Annotated in this window: 20 protein-coding genes and 1 tRNA gene; 7 read left to right on the top strand and 14 right to left on the bottom strand. The window is 64.6% G+C overall.

Annotated elements, in window-relative coordinates:
- Positions 1 to 35: 35 nt before the first annotated feature.
- The 5 genes from V5F74_RS07170 to V5F74_RS07190 are packed head-to-tail and all read right to left on the bottom strand — an operon-like array spanning position 36 to position 5377.
- The gene (locus V5F74_RS07170; protein WP_394007069.1) at positions 36 to 1310 is read right to left on the bottom strand and encodes a phage major capsid protein; all 1275 of its coding nucleotides are present in this window, start codon (positions 1308 to 1310) and stop codon (positions 36 to 38) included.
- A 49-nt stretch (positions 1311 to 1359) separates the two neighbouring features.
- Positions 1360 to 1959 carry an HK97 family phage prohead protease gene (locus V5F74_RS07175; protein WP_394007071.1) on the bottom strand — a complete coding sequence of 200 codons (600 nt, stop codon included), beginning with the start codon at positions 1957 to 1959 and terminating at the stop codon, positions 1360 to 1362.
- Positions 1943 to 3142, bottom strand: a complete 1200-nt coding sequence (locus V5F74_RS07180; protein ID WP_394007072.1) for a phage portal protein — start codon at positions 3140 to 3142, stop codon at positions 1943 to 1945. The genes V5F74_RS07175 and V5F74_RS07180 overlap by 17 nt, the downstream gene beginning before the upstream one ends.
- Positions 3139 to 4980 (bottom strand): terminase large subunit, encoded by a 1842-nt coding sequence (locus tag V5F74_RS07185; RefSeq protein ID WP_394007074.1) that lies wholly within the window; start codon positions 4978 to 4980, stop codon positions 3139 to 3141. The genes V5F74_RS07180 and V5F74_RS07185 overlap by 4 nt, the downstream gene beginning before the upstream one ends.
- Positions 4943 to 5377 carry a P27 family phage terminase small subunit gene (locus tag V5F74_RS07190; protein WP_394007076.1) on the bottom strand — a complete coding sequence of 145 codons (435 nt, stop codon included), beginning with the start codon at positions 5375 to 5377 and terminating at the stop codon, positions 4943 to 4945. The genes V5F74_RS07185 and V5F74_RS07190 overlap by 38 nt, the downstream gene beginning before the upstream one ends.
- 673 nt (positions 5378 to 6050) lie before the next feature.
- On the opposite strand from V5F74_RS07190, the gene V5F74_RS07195 reads away from it, so the two are divergent.
- Positions 6051 to 6788: a hypothetical protein gene (locus V5F74_RS07195; RefSeq protein WP_394007077.1), complete on the top strand. Its 738-nt coding sequence runs from the start codon at positions 6051 to 6053 to the stop codon at positions 6786 to 6788.
- Between the two features lie 139 nt (positions 6789 to 6927).
- On the opposite strand, the gene V5F74_RS07200 is transcribed toward V5F74_RS07195, so the two are convergent.
- From V5F74_RS07200 to V5F74_RS07230, 7 genes are all read right to left on the bottom strand, one after another.
- Complete coding sequence (locus V5F74_RS07200) at positions 6928 to 7158, bottom strand: hypothetical protein (RefSeq protein WP_394007079.1); 231 nt, start codon at positions 7156 to 7158, stop codon at positions 6928 to 6930.
- A 43-nt stretch (positions 7159 to 7201) separates the two neighbouring features.
- Positions 7202 to 8209 (bottom strand): hypothetical protein, encoded by a 1008-nt coding sequence (locus tag V5F74_RS07205; RefSeq protein ID WP_394007081.1) that lies wholly within the window; start codon positions 8207 to 8209, stop codon positions 7202 to 7204.
- A gap of 1 nt (position 8210) precedes the next feature.
- Positions 8211 to 9719 carry a DnaB-like helicase C-terminal domain-containing protein gene (locus V5F74_RS07210; RefSeq protein ID WP_394007083.1) on the bottom strand — a complete coding sequence of 503 codons (1509 nt, stop codon included), beginning with the start codon at positions 9717 to 9719 and terminating at the stop codon, positions 8211 to 8213.
- 129 nt (positions 9720 to 9848) lie between these two features.
- Entirely contained in the window at positions 9849 to 10982 is a 1134-nt protein-coding gene (locus V5F74_RS07215; protein ID WP_394007085.1) for a DUF1376 domain-containing protein, read from the bottom strand.
- On the bottom strand, positions 10979 to 11260 hold the full coding sequence (locus tag V5F74_RS07220) for a YdaU family protein (RefSeq protein WP_394007087.1): 282 nt from the start codon (positions 11258 to 11260) through the stop codon (positions 10979 to 10981). Before V5F74_RS07220 ends, V5F74_RS07215 begins: the two co-directional genes overlap by 4 nt.
- Positions 11260 to 11514 (bottom strand): hypothetical protein, encoded by a 255-nt coding sequence (locus tag V5F74_RS07225; protein ID WP_394007089.1) that lies wholly within the window; start codon positions 11512 to 11514, stop codon positions 11260 to 11262. The genes V5F74_RS07220 and V5F74_RS07225 overlap by 1 nt, the downstream gene beginning before the upstream one ends.
- Positions 11495 to 12031 carry an LPD29 domain-containing protein gene (locus tag V5F74_RS07230; RefSeq protein ID WP_394007091.1) on the bottom strand — a complete coding sequence of 179 codons (537 nt, stop codon included), beginning with the start codon at positions 12029 to 12031 and terminating at the stop codon, positions 11495 to 11497. Before V5F74_RS07230 ends, V5F74_RS07225 begins: the two co-directional genes overlap by 20 nt.
- Positions 12032 to 12127: 96 nt before the next feature.
- Here V5F74_RS07230 and V5F74_RS07235 point away from each other — a divergent pair, with 96 nt between their 5' ends.
- The gene (locus V5F74_RS07235) at positions 12128 to 12484 is read left to right on the top strand and encodes a hypothetical protein (protein WP_394007093.1); all 357 of its coding nucleotides are present in this window, start codon (positions 12128 to 12130) and stop codon (positions 12482 to 12484) included.
- 4 nt (positions 12485 to 12488) lie between these two features.
- On the opposite strand, the gene V5F74_RS07240 is transcribed toward V5F74_RS07235, so the two are convergent.
- The gene (locus V5F74_RS07240; protein WP_394007095.1) at positions 12489 to 12728 is read right to left on the bottom strand and encodes a hypothetical protein; all 240 of its coding nucleotides are present in this window, start codon (positions 12726 to 12728) and stop codon (positions 12489 to 12491) included.
- Between the two features lie 87 nt (positions 12729 to 12815).
- Here V5F74_RS07240 and V5F74_RS07245 point away from each other — a divergent pair, with 87 nt between their 5' ends.
- The 5 genes from V5F74_RS07245 (at position 12816) to V5F74_RS07265 (ending at position 15675) form a co-directional block, all read left to right on the top strand.
- On the top strand, positions 12816 to 13559 hold the full coding sequence (locus tag V5F74_RS07245) for a helix-turn-helix domain-containing protein (RefSeq protein ID WP_394007097.1): 744 nt from the start codon (positions 12816 to 12818) through the stop codon (positions 13557 to 13559).
- Positions 13560 to 13638: 79 nt separating this feature from the next.
- Positions 13639 to 14067, top strand: coding sequence for a hypothetical protein (locus tag V5F74_RS07250; RefSeq protein WP_394007098.1), 429 nt, complete (start codon positions 13639 to 13641; stop codon positions 14065 to 14067).
- Positions 14064 to 14717 (top strand): hypothetical protein, encoded by a 654-nt coding sequence (locus tag V5F74_RS07255; RefSeq protein ID WP_394007100.1) that lies wholly within the window; start codon positions 14064 to 14066, stop codon positions 14715 to 14717. The genes V5F74_RS07250 and V5F74_RS07255 overlap by 4 nt, the downstream gene beginning before the upstream one ends.
- The gene (locus tag V5F74_RS07260; RefSeq protein WP_394007102.1) at positions 14714 to 15070 is read left to right on the top strand and encodes a hypothetical protein; all 357 of its coding nucleotides are present in this window, start codon (positions 14714 to 14716) and stop codon (positions 15068 to 15070) included. The genes V5F74_RS07255 and V5F74_RS07260 overlap by 4 nt, the downstream gene beginning before the upstream one ends.
- Entirely contained in the window at positions 15070 to 15675 is a 606-nt protein-coding gene (locus tag V5F74_RS07265) for a hypothetical protein (RefSeq protein WP_394007104.1), read from the top strand. The genes V5F74_RS07260 and V5F74_RS07265 overlap by 1 nt, the downstream gene beginning before the upstream one ends.
- A gap of 315 nt (positions 15676 to 15990) precedes the next feature.
- On the opposite strand, the gene V5F74_RS07270 is transcribed toward V5F74_RS07265, so the two are convergent.
- Positions 15991 to 16066: transfer RNA gene (locus V5F74_RS07270), tRNA-Lys, on the bottom strand.
- Between the last annotated feature and the right edge of the window lie 44 nt (positions 16067 to 16110).

Here is a 16110-nt window from a genome sequence, read left to right on the forward strand (position 1 = left end):
AGCGGCGGGCGCCTTAAGAACGCCCGCCGCAGAGGTCACGCCTGGATGAGGTGCTTCACCGCAGCACTGTCGCCCAGCTCGCCGTCGAAGCGGATCAGGCCGGCGATGCCGAGGTCCGGCCAGAAACGCTCCCGCAGCACGCCGATGGCTGGAGCGCCCACCTTGCGGACGAAGTACTTGCCGAAGTCGCCGAACAGCATGGTCTTGTTGCCGGTGGCGATCGACGCCATGGCCTGGTTGACCTCGTAGCGATAGCCGAGCAGCGTGCCGGGCTGGCCCTTCGTCACGTCGCCCATCTGCCAGAGGTAGTTGCCCTGCCCGTCCTTGAGCTTGCGGATGGCGGCCAAGGTCGTGTCGTTGAACATGAACCGGACCTTCGGAGACTGCCGATAGGCGGGGTCGACCGAGTGGAGCAGATCGATGATCTCGTCCGACGCAATGGCCGTCGCGGATGCGGCGGTCTTGCCGAGAGTGGACGCGGTGACGACGCCGCTCGGCGCCGAGGCGCCGCTGCCGGTGGTCAATTGGGTGTTGGCGATGCGGCCGAGGCGCTCGCCCAGTAGACTGGCAAGGAGGGTCTCGACATCGAGAATTGAGTCAGTCTGGAGCTCCAAAGACCAACGGACGAACTGCGTGTCGAACACGTAGCTATCGAGGGACTTCTGGCCGAAGGTCACGTCCTTCGCACCGGTGTCGGTCAGCGCCGTGCCCTCGGTGTGTGCCACGGCGGTGACGGCGGTATCGTCGACAGTGGGGATTTTGATCGGGTTGCCGCTCGTCGTCTGGAACACCGTGGAGACGTCGCCGTCATACATCGGGCCCCAGGCTTTCATCGACACCACGATCATGTCGGCGAGTTCGGTCGGGACCGTATAGCCGCCGGCAGTGGTGGTCCCCACCGTCTGCGCCCGGGTCTCCATGCTCACCACACCGGCACGAAGGATCGCCCGCTCTTCCGAGCTCAGTTCCGCGAGATCGGCACCGCGGCGAAGAAACTGGTGGAAGACCTCCCGATACTCGGGTGCATCACCATCTTCCTGACCCCGCGCCTCGGCGTCCCCACGGCCGGGACGCTGCCGGGCCCTCTCCTCTTCGGCGCGCTGCTCAGCAGCCTTCTCGATGCTCGCCATACGCTCCTCGCGCTCGATGAGCTTCTCGAGGCGGTCATACTCGGCCATCGCCGCGTCGTGCTGGGTCTCCAGCTCTTTCGCGCGGGCCTCGTCAGCCTTGTCGATCTGATCCAGGCGCTCACGGGCCTCGGTGACGATCGTGGCCTGCTTTTCACGCAGTTCCTTGATGCGATTGGTCATCGCTCAGCTCCTCAGAATGTTCGGGGTGCTTGGGCGGGGGCCGACGGCCTCAGGCCTTACTCCTCGCCCGCACCTGCAGGTCGAGGGTGACTTTCATGCCGACGCGACGGGCGGCGGCGCTGAAATTGTGCTGGCGGCGCTCTTGGCGTGCGGCCTCAAGGCTGCGCAGCGCCACGGACGTGCCGTCATAGGCGGGCTCGGACACCACCGACACCTCGTAGAGCTCGGCCGCCATTATGGTGCGCAGCGGCACCTTCAAGGTTTCGTCCCACTCCTCGCGTGTGGCACGGAACCGAAACGACATGCCCGTCACGTCCCCGCGGCGGATCAGCTCCTGCACGTCGTTTCCGTCACTGGTGGCGGGAAGGTCGATCTCCACCGCGAGCCCCTTGGCATCCTCTTTCAGCCTCAGGGTGCCGGCCGATGAGCGGCCAAGCACGCGGCCGGTGTCGTGATCGAAATAGGCCCGCACGTCCGCTGTCTTCAGCGTCTCAGTAAAGGCGCCGCGCGCGAACTTCTCCCGGAAGAACCCGCCAATGTCCGCCTCCTGATCGAACACAGCGGCGTAGCCGGCGACGACAGGGCCAGAGCCCTCGGACCGGCATTCGACCGGGGCGACAAGCGCCCGCTTCTCAGGGCTGTCCGGCATTGTCCTGGCCTTTGTTGGGTGTGGGCGCGGGGGCAGTGGCGCCAAGCGGCACAGTTGCCCCCTGAAGCAGCAGATCATTGCCTTCGGGATGCGCCGGCAGATCTTCCAAAGCGCGAACCTCGTTCGGCGTGCGCACCGCGTTCTGGATCGACGTGGCATAGCCGGTCATGCGGGAGGCAAAGTCGCCGCGTAGCAGGCCGTCCAGATTGTGCTTCACATACCGGCCGTTGTTCATGCGGCCGAAGACTTTCAGGTTCATCTCGCCTTCGAGCGCCGCGGCCCACTGGCCGATCAAGTGCTTCACCAAGTGCAGATCCTGTTGCTCCGCATTCGAGAACGTTGCGCGCGTGAGATCCTGCAGGAAGACGGGCGGCAGCTGGTAGGCGCGAGCGATCTCCTCGATCTGGAAGCGCCGCGCCTCGATCATCTGCCCCTTGGCCGGGTCGAAGCCGATCGGCTTCAGTTCGTGGCCGGGCGGCAACGGGAACAATGGCTTGTCGCTGTTCTTGGCGGCCTCAATGGCACGATGTACGTCCGCCAGCGCCCGCTTCATTCCGTCCGCTCCCTGTGGCAGCGGCCCAGTCAAAGCAAGGGGAGGCACGCCGCCGCCGGCGAAGAAATTGCTGCCATAGCTGTTCATCGCCAGCGCGAGCTGGATCGCCTTGCCCGCCATGGTGATCGGTCCGTAGTGCTTCAGGCCGCAGGCCCGGAGCATGAACGGCACGTCGATCACGTCCGCTGCTGGGTACTCCTTGTCCTCGAACCTGTAGAGCGTCCTTCCCGCCGTCCGCTTCACTGTCGTCTTGCGGGGGTCCATAGGCCAAAGAGCCTCGACATTCTGGCCGTTCCGCTCGATCCATGCGAGGCCGCGCCCTCCGGTGAACACCTGCTGCCAGAACCATTGCCGGAACTTGAATGCATCCATTTCCGGGTTCGGGTTCTCGTGCACGACGATGGAGAGCTTGCCCCTAAGCTTCTCGGGTCCTTTGTCCGTCCGCCGGAATGGATGGAGCGGAGTTGCCGCCAGTGTGCGCGACAGAAACGCCACCGCCGCCCACACCGCAGGCACAGTCAGAGCACTGTCGATGGAGACGTTCGGCAGGTTTCCCGAACTCACGCCGAAGAACGCGAGGAAGTTCTCCGCGCTCACCGGGATCGTCGGGTTCTCGATATTCTCGCTCATGCGCCCGCCAAGCTGAACTCGGGGTCATCCCAGGGCGAGGTTGCGGGCGGAGGCTCCTGCATCGCAGTATCCGCGGCGCCAACGCCCATCGCCAGTGTCACGATTCCGTCGATGCGCCCCCGCGAGCGCTTCTTGTCGAAGGCACGGTTCTTCATCCCGTCGGCGATCAGCTGCGCGTTGCCGGCGCACCAGTAGGTGACAGGTGACGCCTCCACGAGGATGTCGCGCTTCAGGATCCGGTCCTCGAGGCGCTCCACGGAACGCGGCATGCAAAGCTGCCGATCCTCGAAGATCACCCGCGTGCCCTGCGCATGCGCGACCAGCTTGAGCCCAACGCCCTCGGGCTCAGCCGCTCCTTTGAACCGCCACGCCGGAAATCCGACCGTCTCGCAAGCCGCCATGAAGTCGGCCATGCCGGCCGTATCGAAGGCGAGAAACTGGACATCGTGGGTGGCGCAGATCTCGGCGACCTTGGCGGCGACGAAAGTCTTGTCGATCGTGGCGCCGGGGACCGCCTCCAGCCAACCCTCATCCACCCATTGCTCATAGGGCGCCTGATCCGCCCTGCCGCGATCGGCGAGCCCGGCCCGCGTCGTCCAGTACCAGGTCTTCGCGTAGAGCCTGCCCGCCTTCAGCCATACCGCCGTCAGGGCCGTGAGGTCGTTCTTCTGCGACAGATCCAGAGACAGCCAGCACGGGCAGCCGCGCATGTCCTCGACGTCGAGCTCACCTTGAACCGCCGCCCACGCCTCCTCAGCAATCCAGAAGTCGGTCGAGCCGACGGGGATCCCGAAATAGAGCCGCTTCACCGACATGGCGGTGGATAGCAGCACCTTCGCCGTCGCCACCTCGCCGCGGATGTTCTCAACCGGAAAGGTGATGCCGAGAGCCGGTAGCGACTTCTGCCAGGCCGTTTCGTTCTCGAAAATCGTCTCCCGGTCCGCCTTGTCCACCCTGGCGATGAATGCGAAAGCCTGATCATCTCGCACCTCGCCCCGGGCGACCTTCTGGAAGAAATCGCTGAAGGCCGTGCCCACCGGCTGGGTCGACGCCGGCGTGTTGGTGCCGAGCATCATCAAAGCGTCGCCCGGCATCTTCGCGATAGCGCGCTGCCAGGTCTCGATCGCGTCCGCCGACTTGAACTCGTGGATCTCATCCGCCGCCACCAGCGTCGGCCGCGGGCCCGAGATGGCCTCGCCGTTCGCCAGTGCCTGGAATTTCGAGCTGGTGGCTGGGTGTTCGATCTTCCAGGCGTTGTCGCCCTCACCTCGGATCAGCACATCGCCGCGGCTTTCGAGCGTCTCCCGCAGCTCCTCCGGCTCATCATCCTGACCGGGGATGGCCGCCCGGCACATGGCAACCGCATCCGAGAACAGCACGTTCGCCGTGCGCCGGTCCTGCCCGATGGAATAGACCTCCGAGCGCGCAATGCCGTACCAGCCCATCATGTAGAGCCCGATGGCCGCCATGAACGGGCTTTTTGCCTGCCCCTTGCCGGTTTCCAACCAGGCTCGGCGGAATCGCATTCGCCCGCTGTCCATCCTCCAGCCGAACAGCGACCCCGCGCAGAACACCTGCCACGGCAGCGGGTGAAACGGCTGACCGGCTTTCGCCCCCGCCGTGATGGGCAAGACCGCCGGAAGGAAACGCAGGACGTGGCCGGCTTTCTCCGGCCGCCAGTGCAGGTCTCGGTCGGCCCGGTCCACGATGTCCCGGAGGTGCCGCTCAGCGGCCGCTCGGACGATCTCCCCGACGACGATCCGCCCCTCTACCGCGTCCCGCGCCCACCGGGTCGTCGGGTCATCGGGCAGCTTTGCCGAGGAATTCGTCCGACGCACGGGCCGCCCTCGCCTTCTTCTCCACCTTCGTCGCGGCCGCTCGACGGCGCGGCGCTAAGCCCAGCTCCGCCTCGAGGGTCGCCGCGTCGGACCCAGCCTCGCGCATGGCGGTGAAGTGCGGGTTCAGCCGCGCGATGGCCTTCGCATTTCCGCGCTTCGGCTTCGTCACGGCGCCCTGCTCTGCGACGATGCGAGAGGAGCGGTCATAGATCACGTAGGCCAGCACCAGCCGCTGAATTGCGTGACGATTCGCCGGTGCCAGCAGGCTGCGATCGCGGAGCTCGGTCGTGACCGCCCGCCAATAGTCGGCAGCCGCTTCAATCTCGATCTCGTCCGTGAGCAGCATCTGCCAATGAGGCTCGGCGACGATCAGCCCGGTGCCTTCTACGACATTCATGCGTTTTCACCCCTCTGGGGTGGTCCCAACTTTTTGTTCTGGATCAGCTCTCGGTGCGAACGGGGGACCCTGAGCGGTGCAGCCTCCCACCGCCTGAGGGATCTGCCCCCCCCCATTGCCCGCTCGCGGCTCGGTCCCCGTCAGCGTCCGCGGTTCCACGGGTGCGCCGGGTCTCGGGGCCGACCAGTGGCGTCGCATCCCTTCACGTAGCCTCTGGCCTCCTCGGACTGCTTTGCGCTGTCGTGGCAGGGCTTGCAGAGGGACTGGAAAGGGCCGGACCAGAACAGCGTCTCGTCACCCTTGTGCGGCGTGATGTGGTCGCAGACCGTGGCCGGCGTGACCCGGTCCATTTCCTTGCACTTTCGGCAGAGAGGCTCGGCGCCCAATTGGGACTTGGCGATCTTCCGCCACCGCGCCTTCCAGTACCAAGACCGCCATGGTCGGGTCTCGGGACGACGCCTATCCATTTCCTCCGTGTCGTGACAGCCGAATAAGGCGCGCCCTGCCATCGTTCCCCTCGCACGCCGCAGCGCTCCGTTCCCGCTAAGCGGTGCTGCAGATCCGTCGGCTGTGCGACGTCGCCGAGATCGCCCGGGGTGTTGCAGGTGCGTGGGCACCTCGATTGCGATACCTATCAGGTGGTGTGGCAGGACTCACCACGAGGAACGGGAAAATGAAGGATGGGTTGCAAGCGGCGCTTATCTGCGGCCTAGGCGTCGTGATCGGCGTCGTGCTTGGGTTTGCCTTGGCAGCCACCTTCTGGGATCAGCTGGTCGGGGCCATCAACGAGAACCAGCTTTCGAACTGGCTCGGCTTTACCGGCGCGGTGTTGGGAGCTATCGCCACGGTGACCGCCGGCGCGCTTGCCTATGTGGGGGTCCTTTACGGCCACGCTGCGAGCAATCGCGACGCAGCCGTTCACCGTATCACCGGGTACCTCGCGACCATCCGCAACCTCTATTCCACCTGGATGGAGATGCGCGACACCACGGATACCGATCCCAACCGCTTGATGAAGATCGACACGTTGCGGAGCCAACTCCAGCGGCCGGATATCACCGTCGCCCTCTATGACTCAATTCTGCAGGAGGACCAGGTCGCGGTCTTCGTGTTCTGCAATACGCTGAGGGTCGCTCTCACGCATGGCCATCCGCACCAGCACAATGCCGCGGATATTGCCCTCTACATCTTCGAGGACGTGACACGGGCTCTGACGATCCGGAAGCGGCTCCTCGAAGAAGGCAAGCCGCTTCGGGAGGTCCAATCCACGAAGTTCCTGCGGCCCGATCCCTATATCAAGGCGCTGTCCTCGGGACAGACCGAAGAGCTGGCTGCGCACAAAGCATGGGTCAATTTTGCGCCGGCGGAAACCGCCGACCCGCTGCCAGCTCAGCTGACTGCTGGGGGATAGACGCTAAGGATTTGGCGCTTCAAAAGCAAAACCCCCGCCGAAGCGAGGGTTTCAGGTTCAGGGCGCAGGACGGCGTCTACGAAGAATGGGCCATATGATCGGGTCCATGTCAAGGTGGATGCGTCCAAAATATCGCCGCCTACAGCATTCGAACTTCACCTGGCCTGATATTCAGAGCATCGATGGTGCTTTGCCGAAGTGGTGCTGGATCACAGACGTTCGAGTTGTCGGGTTCACCGAGGTGCTTCAGGACGGCTTCAACCGCATCTTCGAGATCAGAGAAGCCCGCCGCATAGCCCACGAGTACCTTCATTCCATTTTTGTTCAGGTCGGTCCAAACGAGTACGATCCATGCCTTTGGTTCGGTCATATCCTGCCCTTGAATCGGTGGCGGTACGAGATTAGCCCACCATTCACGTGGATTTGGCAAGGCTAGGCAGGTGCATCAGCTTGTCGACAGCGCGGGCCGGCCGCACGAGATCGTGCTCGACCTGCGGGCCTGAAATGGAGATCGGTCCGCTGCCTCGGGCCTGGGGCTTAAGCTGACCCTCTGCGATCAACCCCCAACGGTCCACGAGCTGATCCAGCGCCTCGATGAGCCGGCCGGTGACGTACCCTTGGGCCCGCTTGTCCTGCAGGTGCGGGTATCGTTTCGCCATCTCGTCCAGGGTGACGCCCTCGCCCACCACGTCGATCAGCAGCGCCGCGGCAACTCGACCAACGCTCCGGTTCGTGGCGGCGAGCTCGCGGGCTGCATCCAGCATCCCGTCACTGAAGGCATCCCCAGAGCCGCCTCCGTCCAGCTTCTCCTTGGCCGGGTCCATGGCGCGCAGCGGCCCCAGCTGGGCGCGCTCGTACACCGCCCGATATCGATCCGCCGCCGCCTTCTGAGCCGCGTCGATGCGCTTCCGCGCCGCCATGTGCTCGATCGGGCTTTCCCGGGTGTTGCAGGGCACAGAGATGCGGGCGCCGGGCTCCCACGGATCCGGGACTTCCTTGCGGCCGCGCGCCACCTTGCCGTCCTCGCCTTCGGCCTTCACTCCCCGCCGCCGCCGGCGGAGATCAGCAACGCGAGCCTTTTCCCTATCCGCCGCCCACCCTGCCGCCGCCACCGGCGCCGAGGCGGCCACTCGCTCCGCGAGCTTCACCCCACCGCGGACGGCGCGCTTCACGGCCTGCTCCCGCTTCAGCGCCTTCGGCAGGCCCTCGCGCAGGTGCACGAGCCGCACCTCGGCGGCGGCAAGCCGGTCCTTCAGCCGCTCCAGCTTGTCCAGGATGGACACCACGCGGTTATGGTCGCCCCTGTCCGCTGCGCGCAGCTTGTCCGCCTCCGCCGCGGCGATGGACTTCCGCCAGCGCGCCACCGCGGCTTCAGCGGAGGCGAGGCGGGCCCGGGCGTCCAGCTTCGGTTTCGTCGTCATGTCAGGCCTCGTAGTCGACGGAAACGTAGGTGCGCCGGGCGGTATCGAACCGCATCAGCAGCTTGCAGGGGTAGCCCAGCTCCTCGAACCGGGATTTCTTGTAGAGAAGCTCGGCGTCGGTGCAGCGCTGGCCGCCTTCGAACAGCTTTGGCCGGTGCACGACGAAGCCCTGATCGACGCGATTGTCCCAATGCTTCGAGCCCGCGATGTCATCCAGCTCTGGCGCCTTGCCCTTCCGTGGACCGTCCATCTTGGACGGGTGGGCAAGTACCTGGACATGAACATTCATCTGCTGGGCGAACACATACAGGCTGGTGAGGCAGCGGCCGATATAGTCGGTCTCGGTCTCGTTCGGCCCCCGCTGGCTCTCCAAGCGATTCCAGGGGTCAATCTGGACGATGCGGGCGCCGTGGCGGATCACGGCCACCTCGGCCATGTCCAGCAGCCAGCCAAGGGTCGGCTTCTGGTCCGGATGGATGATCCAGCGATATCGGTCATCGATCCAGTAGTCGGCCCGGGCCTTCTCCTCCGGCGACATGTCGCATTCGAGCTTGCCCCAGAACAGGGTGCGCAGGGTGCGGCGCATGTGCGGGACCGGCCTCGTCTCGAACGTCGCCATGCAGGCGCCGACGCCGTACTTCCGCACAATGCTGAACCAGATCTGCGCCCAAAGCGCCGTCTTGCCGTGGCCGGGGTGCCCCGTGACGACGCTCATGGTCCCCGGGGCGAGCTTCACCTTGCCCTCCCATTCGACGAACCCCGGCGTCCACAGGGTGAGCGGTGGAGGCTCGGGGATCTCCGAGATGCGATAGACGCCCTGCACCGGCCATGGGCGGCACCCATTGACCACGAGGTCGCGAAGGTCCTCCGGGCCATCGGTCATGAGCATCTGGTTCGGGTCTTTGATGCCCTCGGGCCAGTCCACGAACCAGAAGCGGGCGAAGCCGAATATCCGCGCCATGTTCTGGCGCAGGGCCAGGCCATTGGCGTCCCCGTCGCCGCACCAGACGAACCGCTTCACCCTGCTCAGGCCGGCCCTCAGCGCGTCATCCACAAAGCCGTAGCCGCTGATCGGCTCATCATCAGGGATCGGCTTCTCCGGTGCACCCGTCGGTACGCTGAGCACCTGGTTCAGCCCGATCCCAGCCTCGACGAGCGCGGCGCAGTCGAACTCGCCCTCGGTGATGAACACCGTCTCCGGGATATCGGCGAGGACGTTTTCGAGGTTGTAGAACGCGACCTCTCCGCCCTTCTGGGCCACGAAAGCCTTGTCCGGAAAGGCTCGACCCTTCCAGAAGGTCCGCTTCCCGCCGACGAAGTACTGGAAGATGATCGCTTCGGAACTGCCCTTCAGCTCAGGGAAGAAGACCGTAGCGGAGACGACGCCGAGCTGCTCCAAAGTCGTCCGGCTTATGCCTCGCTCCCGGGCGTACGCTTCCGCTCGCTGGCCGAGGCTCGCTACCGACGCCGCCTGACCATCCGCAGTGCCAACAGTGCCAACATGCGCCATCTTGTTCGACCTTCACAGCAAGGCAGCGGTCGGTTTTCTTTCGCCGCGTCGGTGAGCATTGGGGGCAGCGGACGCGGAACTCACCGCGGGCGCCGGGGACCGCGATCCCTTTTCGGCGGAGTTCGTCGATTACCATCCGACCTCCCGCCCTTCGTCGTCGTGAAGGATGCCGCAGTCGCGCCAGCGGTTCGGACCCTCGCGCTCGACGAAGGCGCCCTCGGCCCGGCGTCGCGCGACCCACTCGGGCTCACCCTTGGCGCGCTTCGGAGGCGCGGCGCCGCTGGTTTCCGCCGTCATGTCCCGGATGATCGCGCCGAGGTAGGCAGATGGCGTCTTCGCCTTCGCCACGGCATCGATAATCACGAGCCCGCGCTCGAAGTCGCCGTTGAGCAGGTTCGCAAGCTGGCCGAACCGGCTGCGCGCGACCCGCGTCCCGGCGACCACAAGCCCGACCCGATGCCAGTACTGATCCTCCAGGCTGCCACGCGGGTCGCCGCCATCATCGGACATATCCGCCGGGACAGGCGTCGGGCTGGGGGGCGGAAGATCATCGAAAGAAGGGACATCGGCGGGCGCCGGAGGCGGATCGGCGCGAAGCGCACCAGATTCTTTTTCTTTCTTCTCCTTCTCCTTCTCCTTCTCCTTCTCCTTAGTATACCCGTGGTATTCCTCAGGAGGGGTGTCCGGCTTACCCTCGGTATACCCGTGGTATTCCTCAGGAGGGGTGTCCGGCTTTACAGGCGCAAGCTTTCCCATATTAGGGCTGTGCAGAACGCGCGCCGAAGGGTTCAGAGACCGCAGCAAGCCCACCGCAATTCCGATTTCCGCCTCGATGGAAGTGGTGTCGGCCTCCTTCTTCCATCGTTTCGCGATTGCGACCGCTCCTTTCAGCCGCAGACTGAGCCTTCCGATCCACGCCTCCAGCGCTTTCTCGGCGACGACGGGGTGATAGATGCGACCGTCCTCGCACCGGACCCAGCCCCAAAGTGCCTTCTCCTTGACCTTCTTCCAGCCCCGAACATCGCGACCGAACTCGGCCAGCCGAGCCAGTTGCACATCGTCGGAAGGAAGGGAGGCGGCCGGTACCTGGTGATAGCTCTTCAGCCACAAAGTGACCGCCGCCCGCCACTCGGCGTCATTGGCCTGTCCATTGAACTCGCTGCCAAACAGCCGGCCGATATCGACCGGCATGTACGGAAGATCCCGCAGATCAACGTCGGCGGGCACGAGTGGCGCAGGCATGTCCCTTCGCAGCTCCGTCACGGACGTTCTCCTGGTGCACCGCGGACACAGCGTTCGTTGAAGACGACACCGTCAGCGATCCGTACCTTCCCGCCCTGTACCAAGGCGGCCAATGCCCTACGGAAGTGGTCGAGACGCATGTTGCAGCGGCCCGCGATACCCCTCTCGTTGAAAGAGATCGGCCCGTCGTTCAGATGGATGAGCTGGCAGATCACGTGGTAGGCGCGGTATTCGAGGTGCCCAAGCGCCTCCGTCCCGTCCATCCATCCGGGGATGTCATGGCGATAGAAAGCGACCATCAGGGGGCCTCGCTGGGCTCTTGCTTCACCGCCGGCTCATAGGCCTCGATCTCGCCGGCCAGCGTGCGCAATTCCTCTGCCGTGACCTCGCGGCCAACAGCACCAAGGAGAAGATGCGCGGCCGACGACAGGCAATTCACCGCCACGGCGACTGCCATATGCTTCCCACCATCACGGTGGGCCGCCATGAAGGCCTCGGTCACGGCTTCGCTCGCGAGCCTGATGGTGGCGATGTCAGAATGGGCAAGGGTCATGAGCCTCCCCGCTGTCGGAGACGGGGGATGCTTGGACGGGCTTCTCTTCCGCGAGGTTCGGTCTGCGGAAGCAGAGGATGTAGTCGGCGCCAAAACGGACGCGCTCGGCATCGGGCGTCGGCTTGAAGGCGCGGTGAGGCCTCCTTGTGCCGTGCATGCCGACAGTGCCGTGATCTTCGGCCAGGAACGCACGGCCGTCCGCCGTCAGGTAGTGCGTCACGTGGGATCCGAAGTCGATCATCCCGTCGAAGCGGGCCCCCTCATAGGCGCAGGCGACTGGCCTCACCGTCTCCGGTTCAGGGCCATCGACCCAGCACACGTCTATGGAGCCGCCACCGCCGACATATCGGCACACGCGCACACTGAACCGCACCCCTGGAAACTCGCGTTTCAGGGCCGCGCGCACCAGCTTCGCCGTATCGGTACAGGAGATGTAGCGATCCGTGCGCCAGCTGGGCGGCTCAAACTTGGTGGATTGCTCGGATTTCGCCGATGTCGGAGCCGGGCCGGCGCTCATACGACTCCTCCGTCTCGGCTATGGTTGTAGGAATGAGTCGTGGTAGCCGGCCTATCCCCTTCAATCCCCGCGCCACCAGCGAACGGAATCGAGCCGATGAAAGAACCGCGGCCGGCCATGACGCCGGATGAATTGCAGCGCAACGTTTCGCGGATCGCAGACGCTGCAGAAAAGCTTTTGTTCGAGACAGAGCGGTTGCGGCGCGATGTGGCCCGGTTAGCCGGGCGCATCGAACCATTCGAGGGCGAGCCCCAGATCCCTGAGCCGCCTCCTTTTGTTACGCCGCTCTTCACGAAGAAGTCAGACTTGCGGGACGCGGTCATCGTGATCGACACTGCTCGAAAATTCATCGTGGCCTGTGAGCATGAGCTCTCCGCGATCCGAGGGCGCATGGATGCCATTGAGGCGGACGCGATCTCGCGGGATGAAATGAAGCCCTGGCTGAAGAAATGAGCCCTCATGGCTGGGCCTCGCCGGCCGGCGCCGCGACCTTGGCGTTGCGCACACGGGCCGCGATAAGGCGCTCCGCCGCGTCGCGCGCAGCGTACCAGTTGTCGAGCCGAGGCACGGTGGCCCCCCTACGCCACCGCGTCCACATCGAGCGGTCGATATGCGCCTCCGCCAGCATCTCGCCGATGGAGATGCCGAATTCGGTCAGGCGGGCTTGGAGCGAAGCAATTTCGTGCTGGATCGTCATGGCTCGGTAACCATGATGCAGAAAAGCTCTGAATGCAAGCTTTAATGCATGATGCAAATATGCACAGAGAAGTGCATAACTGCGGCTATGAGCACAAACGAACCCGCCGCCACCGCCTATCTTCGCTTCGTTCTGAAGGAGATGGGGATATCTGCCACCGAGCTTGCGAAGCGCGCCGGGGTGGCCGCGACCACGCTCACGCGCCCGCTGAACGACCCTGGTCACAAGTTCACGCTGACCACGAAGACCATCAGCCGGATCGCGGAGGCCAGCGGCATTAGCCCCGGGCCGTTCTTCTCCGCCCCCGACTTAGCGACGGCCAGCCTCGCGTCCGTCTTTGACGATCGGGTCTATGACCCCAAGCGCTGGGGCGAACCCGGTTCCGCGCCAGGGCTTACCGCGATAGTCGGGGAGGCTGAAGCAGGTGCGTGGCGAGAGCCAGAAATCGCTGACGTTGGCCTATATCCACCACTTCTCCTGCGTTCATCGAACTATGAACCGAAAGATTGTTTCGGCCTTGTCATGCGCGGCCGCAGCTTGGAAAAAATAGCCAACGACGGCGACGTGCTATTCTGTGTGCGACTTGAAGCGTCTGGCCGCGCGCCTATAGCAGGCGATGTCGTGATCGTCGAAAGGAGAACTCCCGATGATCGATGGATTGAGGTTTCCGCGCGTGTGATTGCCCGTGGCGCTCATGGGCCTGTCCTGCACTTTGCATCCCGCGACTATCGTTTCGTTGATGAGATTCCCTATCCACCCGAGGGCGACGACAAGTCTGTGAAAATAATCGGAGAAGTGCTCTACGTGGTGCGTGCCGCCCATTTGAAATGAGCATTTAAGCAATTTCACGATTGACCAAAAATAGCATTAATGCATTATTACTCCATCGCCACCCGATGGAGCGCCCGCCATGCTCGCCAAGAGCCCAGCGACTGAGACCTCTGAGCTCGCCCTGCCCGAGATCGACCCCACCGTTGACGACTTCGTCGATCCCATCTTCGCTGCCATCGCCGAGAACATCCGCTGCTACAGCGCATGGGACGCGGCACTTACCCGTCGCAGCCGGATAGAGGGCAAGCTCGGAAAGGACAGTGCGGAGGTCGACGCCGCCGAGGCGTTCGCCCACCACCAGGGCAAGCAGGCTGAAGAGGCGCTGGCCTGCCTGATCGCCACCGTCCCCACCAGCCGCGAAGGCTTCTTCGCCCTCCTGGAGCATCTGCCCACTCGCGCCTGCTATGGGGCGGCGGGCGGAGCTGGCCCCGAGGAGGAGGATTTCTCGACCATCTGTCAAACCTTGTCCGCCAGCCTCCGCGAAATCGGCAGGAGGTCTGCGCGATGAACGTCGTGACCAAACTTCCGTGCAAGGCCAAGAAGGTGCATCACGGGCCCGCCGCCAAGTCCCGCCTTATGGTCCTGCAGGAGGAGTGGGAGGCGCTCCTTGCGCGCGATAGAGATATCCAGCAGCGCCGGGAACCGCTGGAAGATCGCCTCTTCGACCTGCGGACACCGAGGCTCAGCGATCCCGACTGGCTGTATCGAGCGAGCGACGCGGCTCTGCGCCTGACCTGCGGCGTCCCGCGGGAGCGTGAAATCGGCGACGACCCCGCCTGGTACCATGGAGGTTACGCCGACGACCTCAGGTGCACCCCGCAGATCACTCCCGCGGCTCAGAAGCGCGCCTTCGAAATCATCGGCGCATGGGAACGCTACCGCGGCGAAGAGCTCGGCATCAAGCGCGCCATCGGGCTCGATCTCCTCGATGCCGAAGATGCTCGCCTCGGGCAAGAGATGGTCGCGAAGCGGCGGGAGATCATGGCCGAGAAGGCCGCCACCGTCGACGAAGTCCTCTTCAAGGCCAGGGTGACGCTGTATAGCTCTGGTGAAGAGACCCCCGACGGCCTTTGCACCGACATCCCCGAAAACGTCAGCGATGTGGACCTCGCGCTCTCCATCGTCCGCGACCTCCTGCTGATGGAGGGTGGCCAGTGAGCAACGTCATCCCGATGAAGCGCCGGGCCCGAGCGGAGCGAAAGCAGCCCCACCTGCACACGCTCTGCTATCACCCGCTCGCGCGCAGCCAGGACGAGAACAGTCTTCTCGGCGAAATCACCCACTACGACGATTGCGTGGTGGTGCATGCTCTCCTCGAAGAGCGGCACTGGCGCAAGATCCGCGGCGAAAGCCGGATGGTGCGCAAGACGCGGAAATATGTGGTCGACACCGCCATCGAGGGCGTGCGGCTGCTGCTTCGCGTTAACGGCCTCCACCACGCCACCGTGCAGCACACGCCGGACGGCTTCCGGGTCGACGTGCCGGCGCTTCCGGCCGGGGAGGCGTCGTGATGGCGATCAACACTGCTATCTCGCCCGCCGCTCCCGCGTCCACCAGCCCTGCGGCGCGGGGCGTGCCCATTTACCACTTCACCAGCACCGCGCACCTGCCGTGGATCATCGAAAGTGGCGAGCTGCGCGCCGGCCGCAACAAGATCGGCGGATTCCCCGACCCCGACTTCCTGTGGGCGACCTCGAACCGATATGGGGACAGGACCGCCACCGCTATGGCCAGCCCAGCCTATAGGGACGGAAAGACATGGGCCGTCCGGCTCACGCTCGATCCCGTCGGGTTTGCCCATTGGTCAATCATCCCCGGCCTCTTCGCGCAATGGACAGGAGACCAGGTCGAAAGGCTGGAGCGGCTCGCCGCAGGGAAATCTGACCCTCGCGACTGGTGGTGCGCACCCGGCCCGATGCCCCTCTCCTGCGTCACCGTCATGGAGACGCGCAGCTACCGGGACAGCTCCTGGAAGCGGATAGAACCCGAAGTCACCACCATCTGGCAGGGCGGCACCAAGTGGCTCGGCGTCCAGATCGGCGACCGCCAGTTCTTCTCCGCAAAGTGCATCGGGCCGCACGGGCAGGACGCATACGAGATGGGGAGGGTGCTGTGAATCAGCAAACGGTCGCGTCCAGCCTAGACGACATGCGCGTCATCGACCTTCCAGAGTGCGCGCGCATCGCGGGCGTGAGCCTGTCAACCTTCCGGCGCCGGATCGATGCTGGTGATGGTCCGCCTCTCGTGCGGATGTCGCCCCGCCGAATCGGAGTTCGCTCCGGTGACCTAAGGCGGTGGATCGAGGGAAGGCTCAGCTGACTGGGAAGCTGGGAAGATTGGAGTTGAGAGGTCAACTTCCCATAGGCTTCCCAGCCGCACGATCTGGGAAGATCGGAACCACCTAAAATCGACCTAAGTGTTTGGGAAGATTTGGTGGGCGCACTAGGGCTCGAACCTAGGACCCGCTGATTAAGAGTCAGCTGCTCTACCAACTGAGCTATGCGCCCGTCCGGGGTGGCCCCCGAAGGAGGCGTTCGTGTAGCAAATGAGT

Source organism: Xanthobacter aminoxidans, from assembly GCF_043193615.1.
Lineage (GTDB): Bacteria > Pseudomonadota > Alphaproteobacteria > Rhizobiales > Xanthobacteraceae > Xanthobacter > Xanthobacter aminoxidans.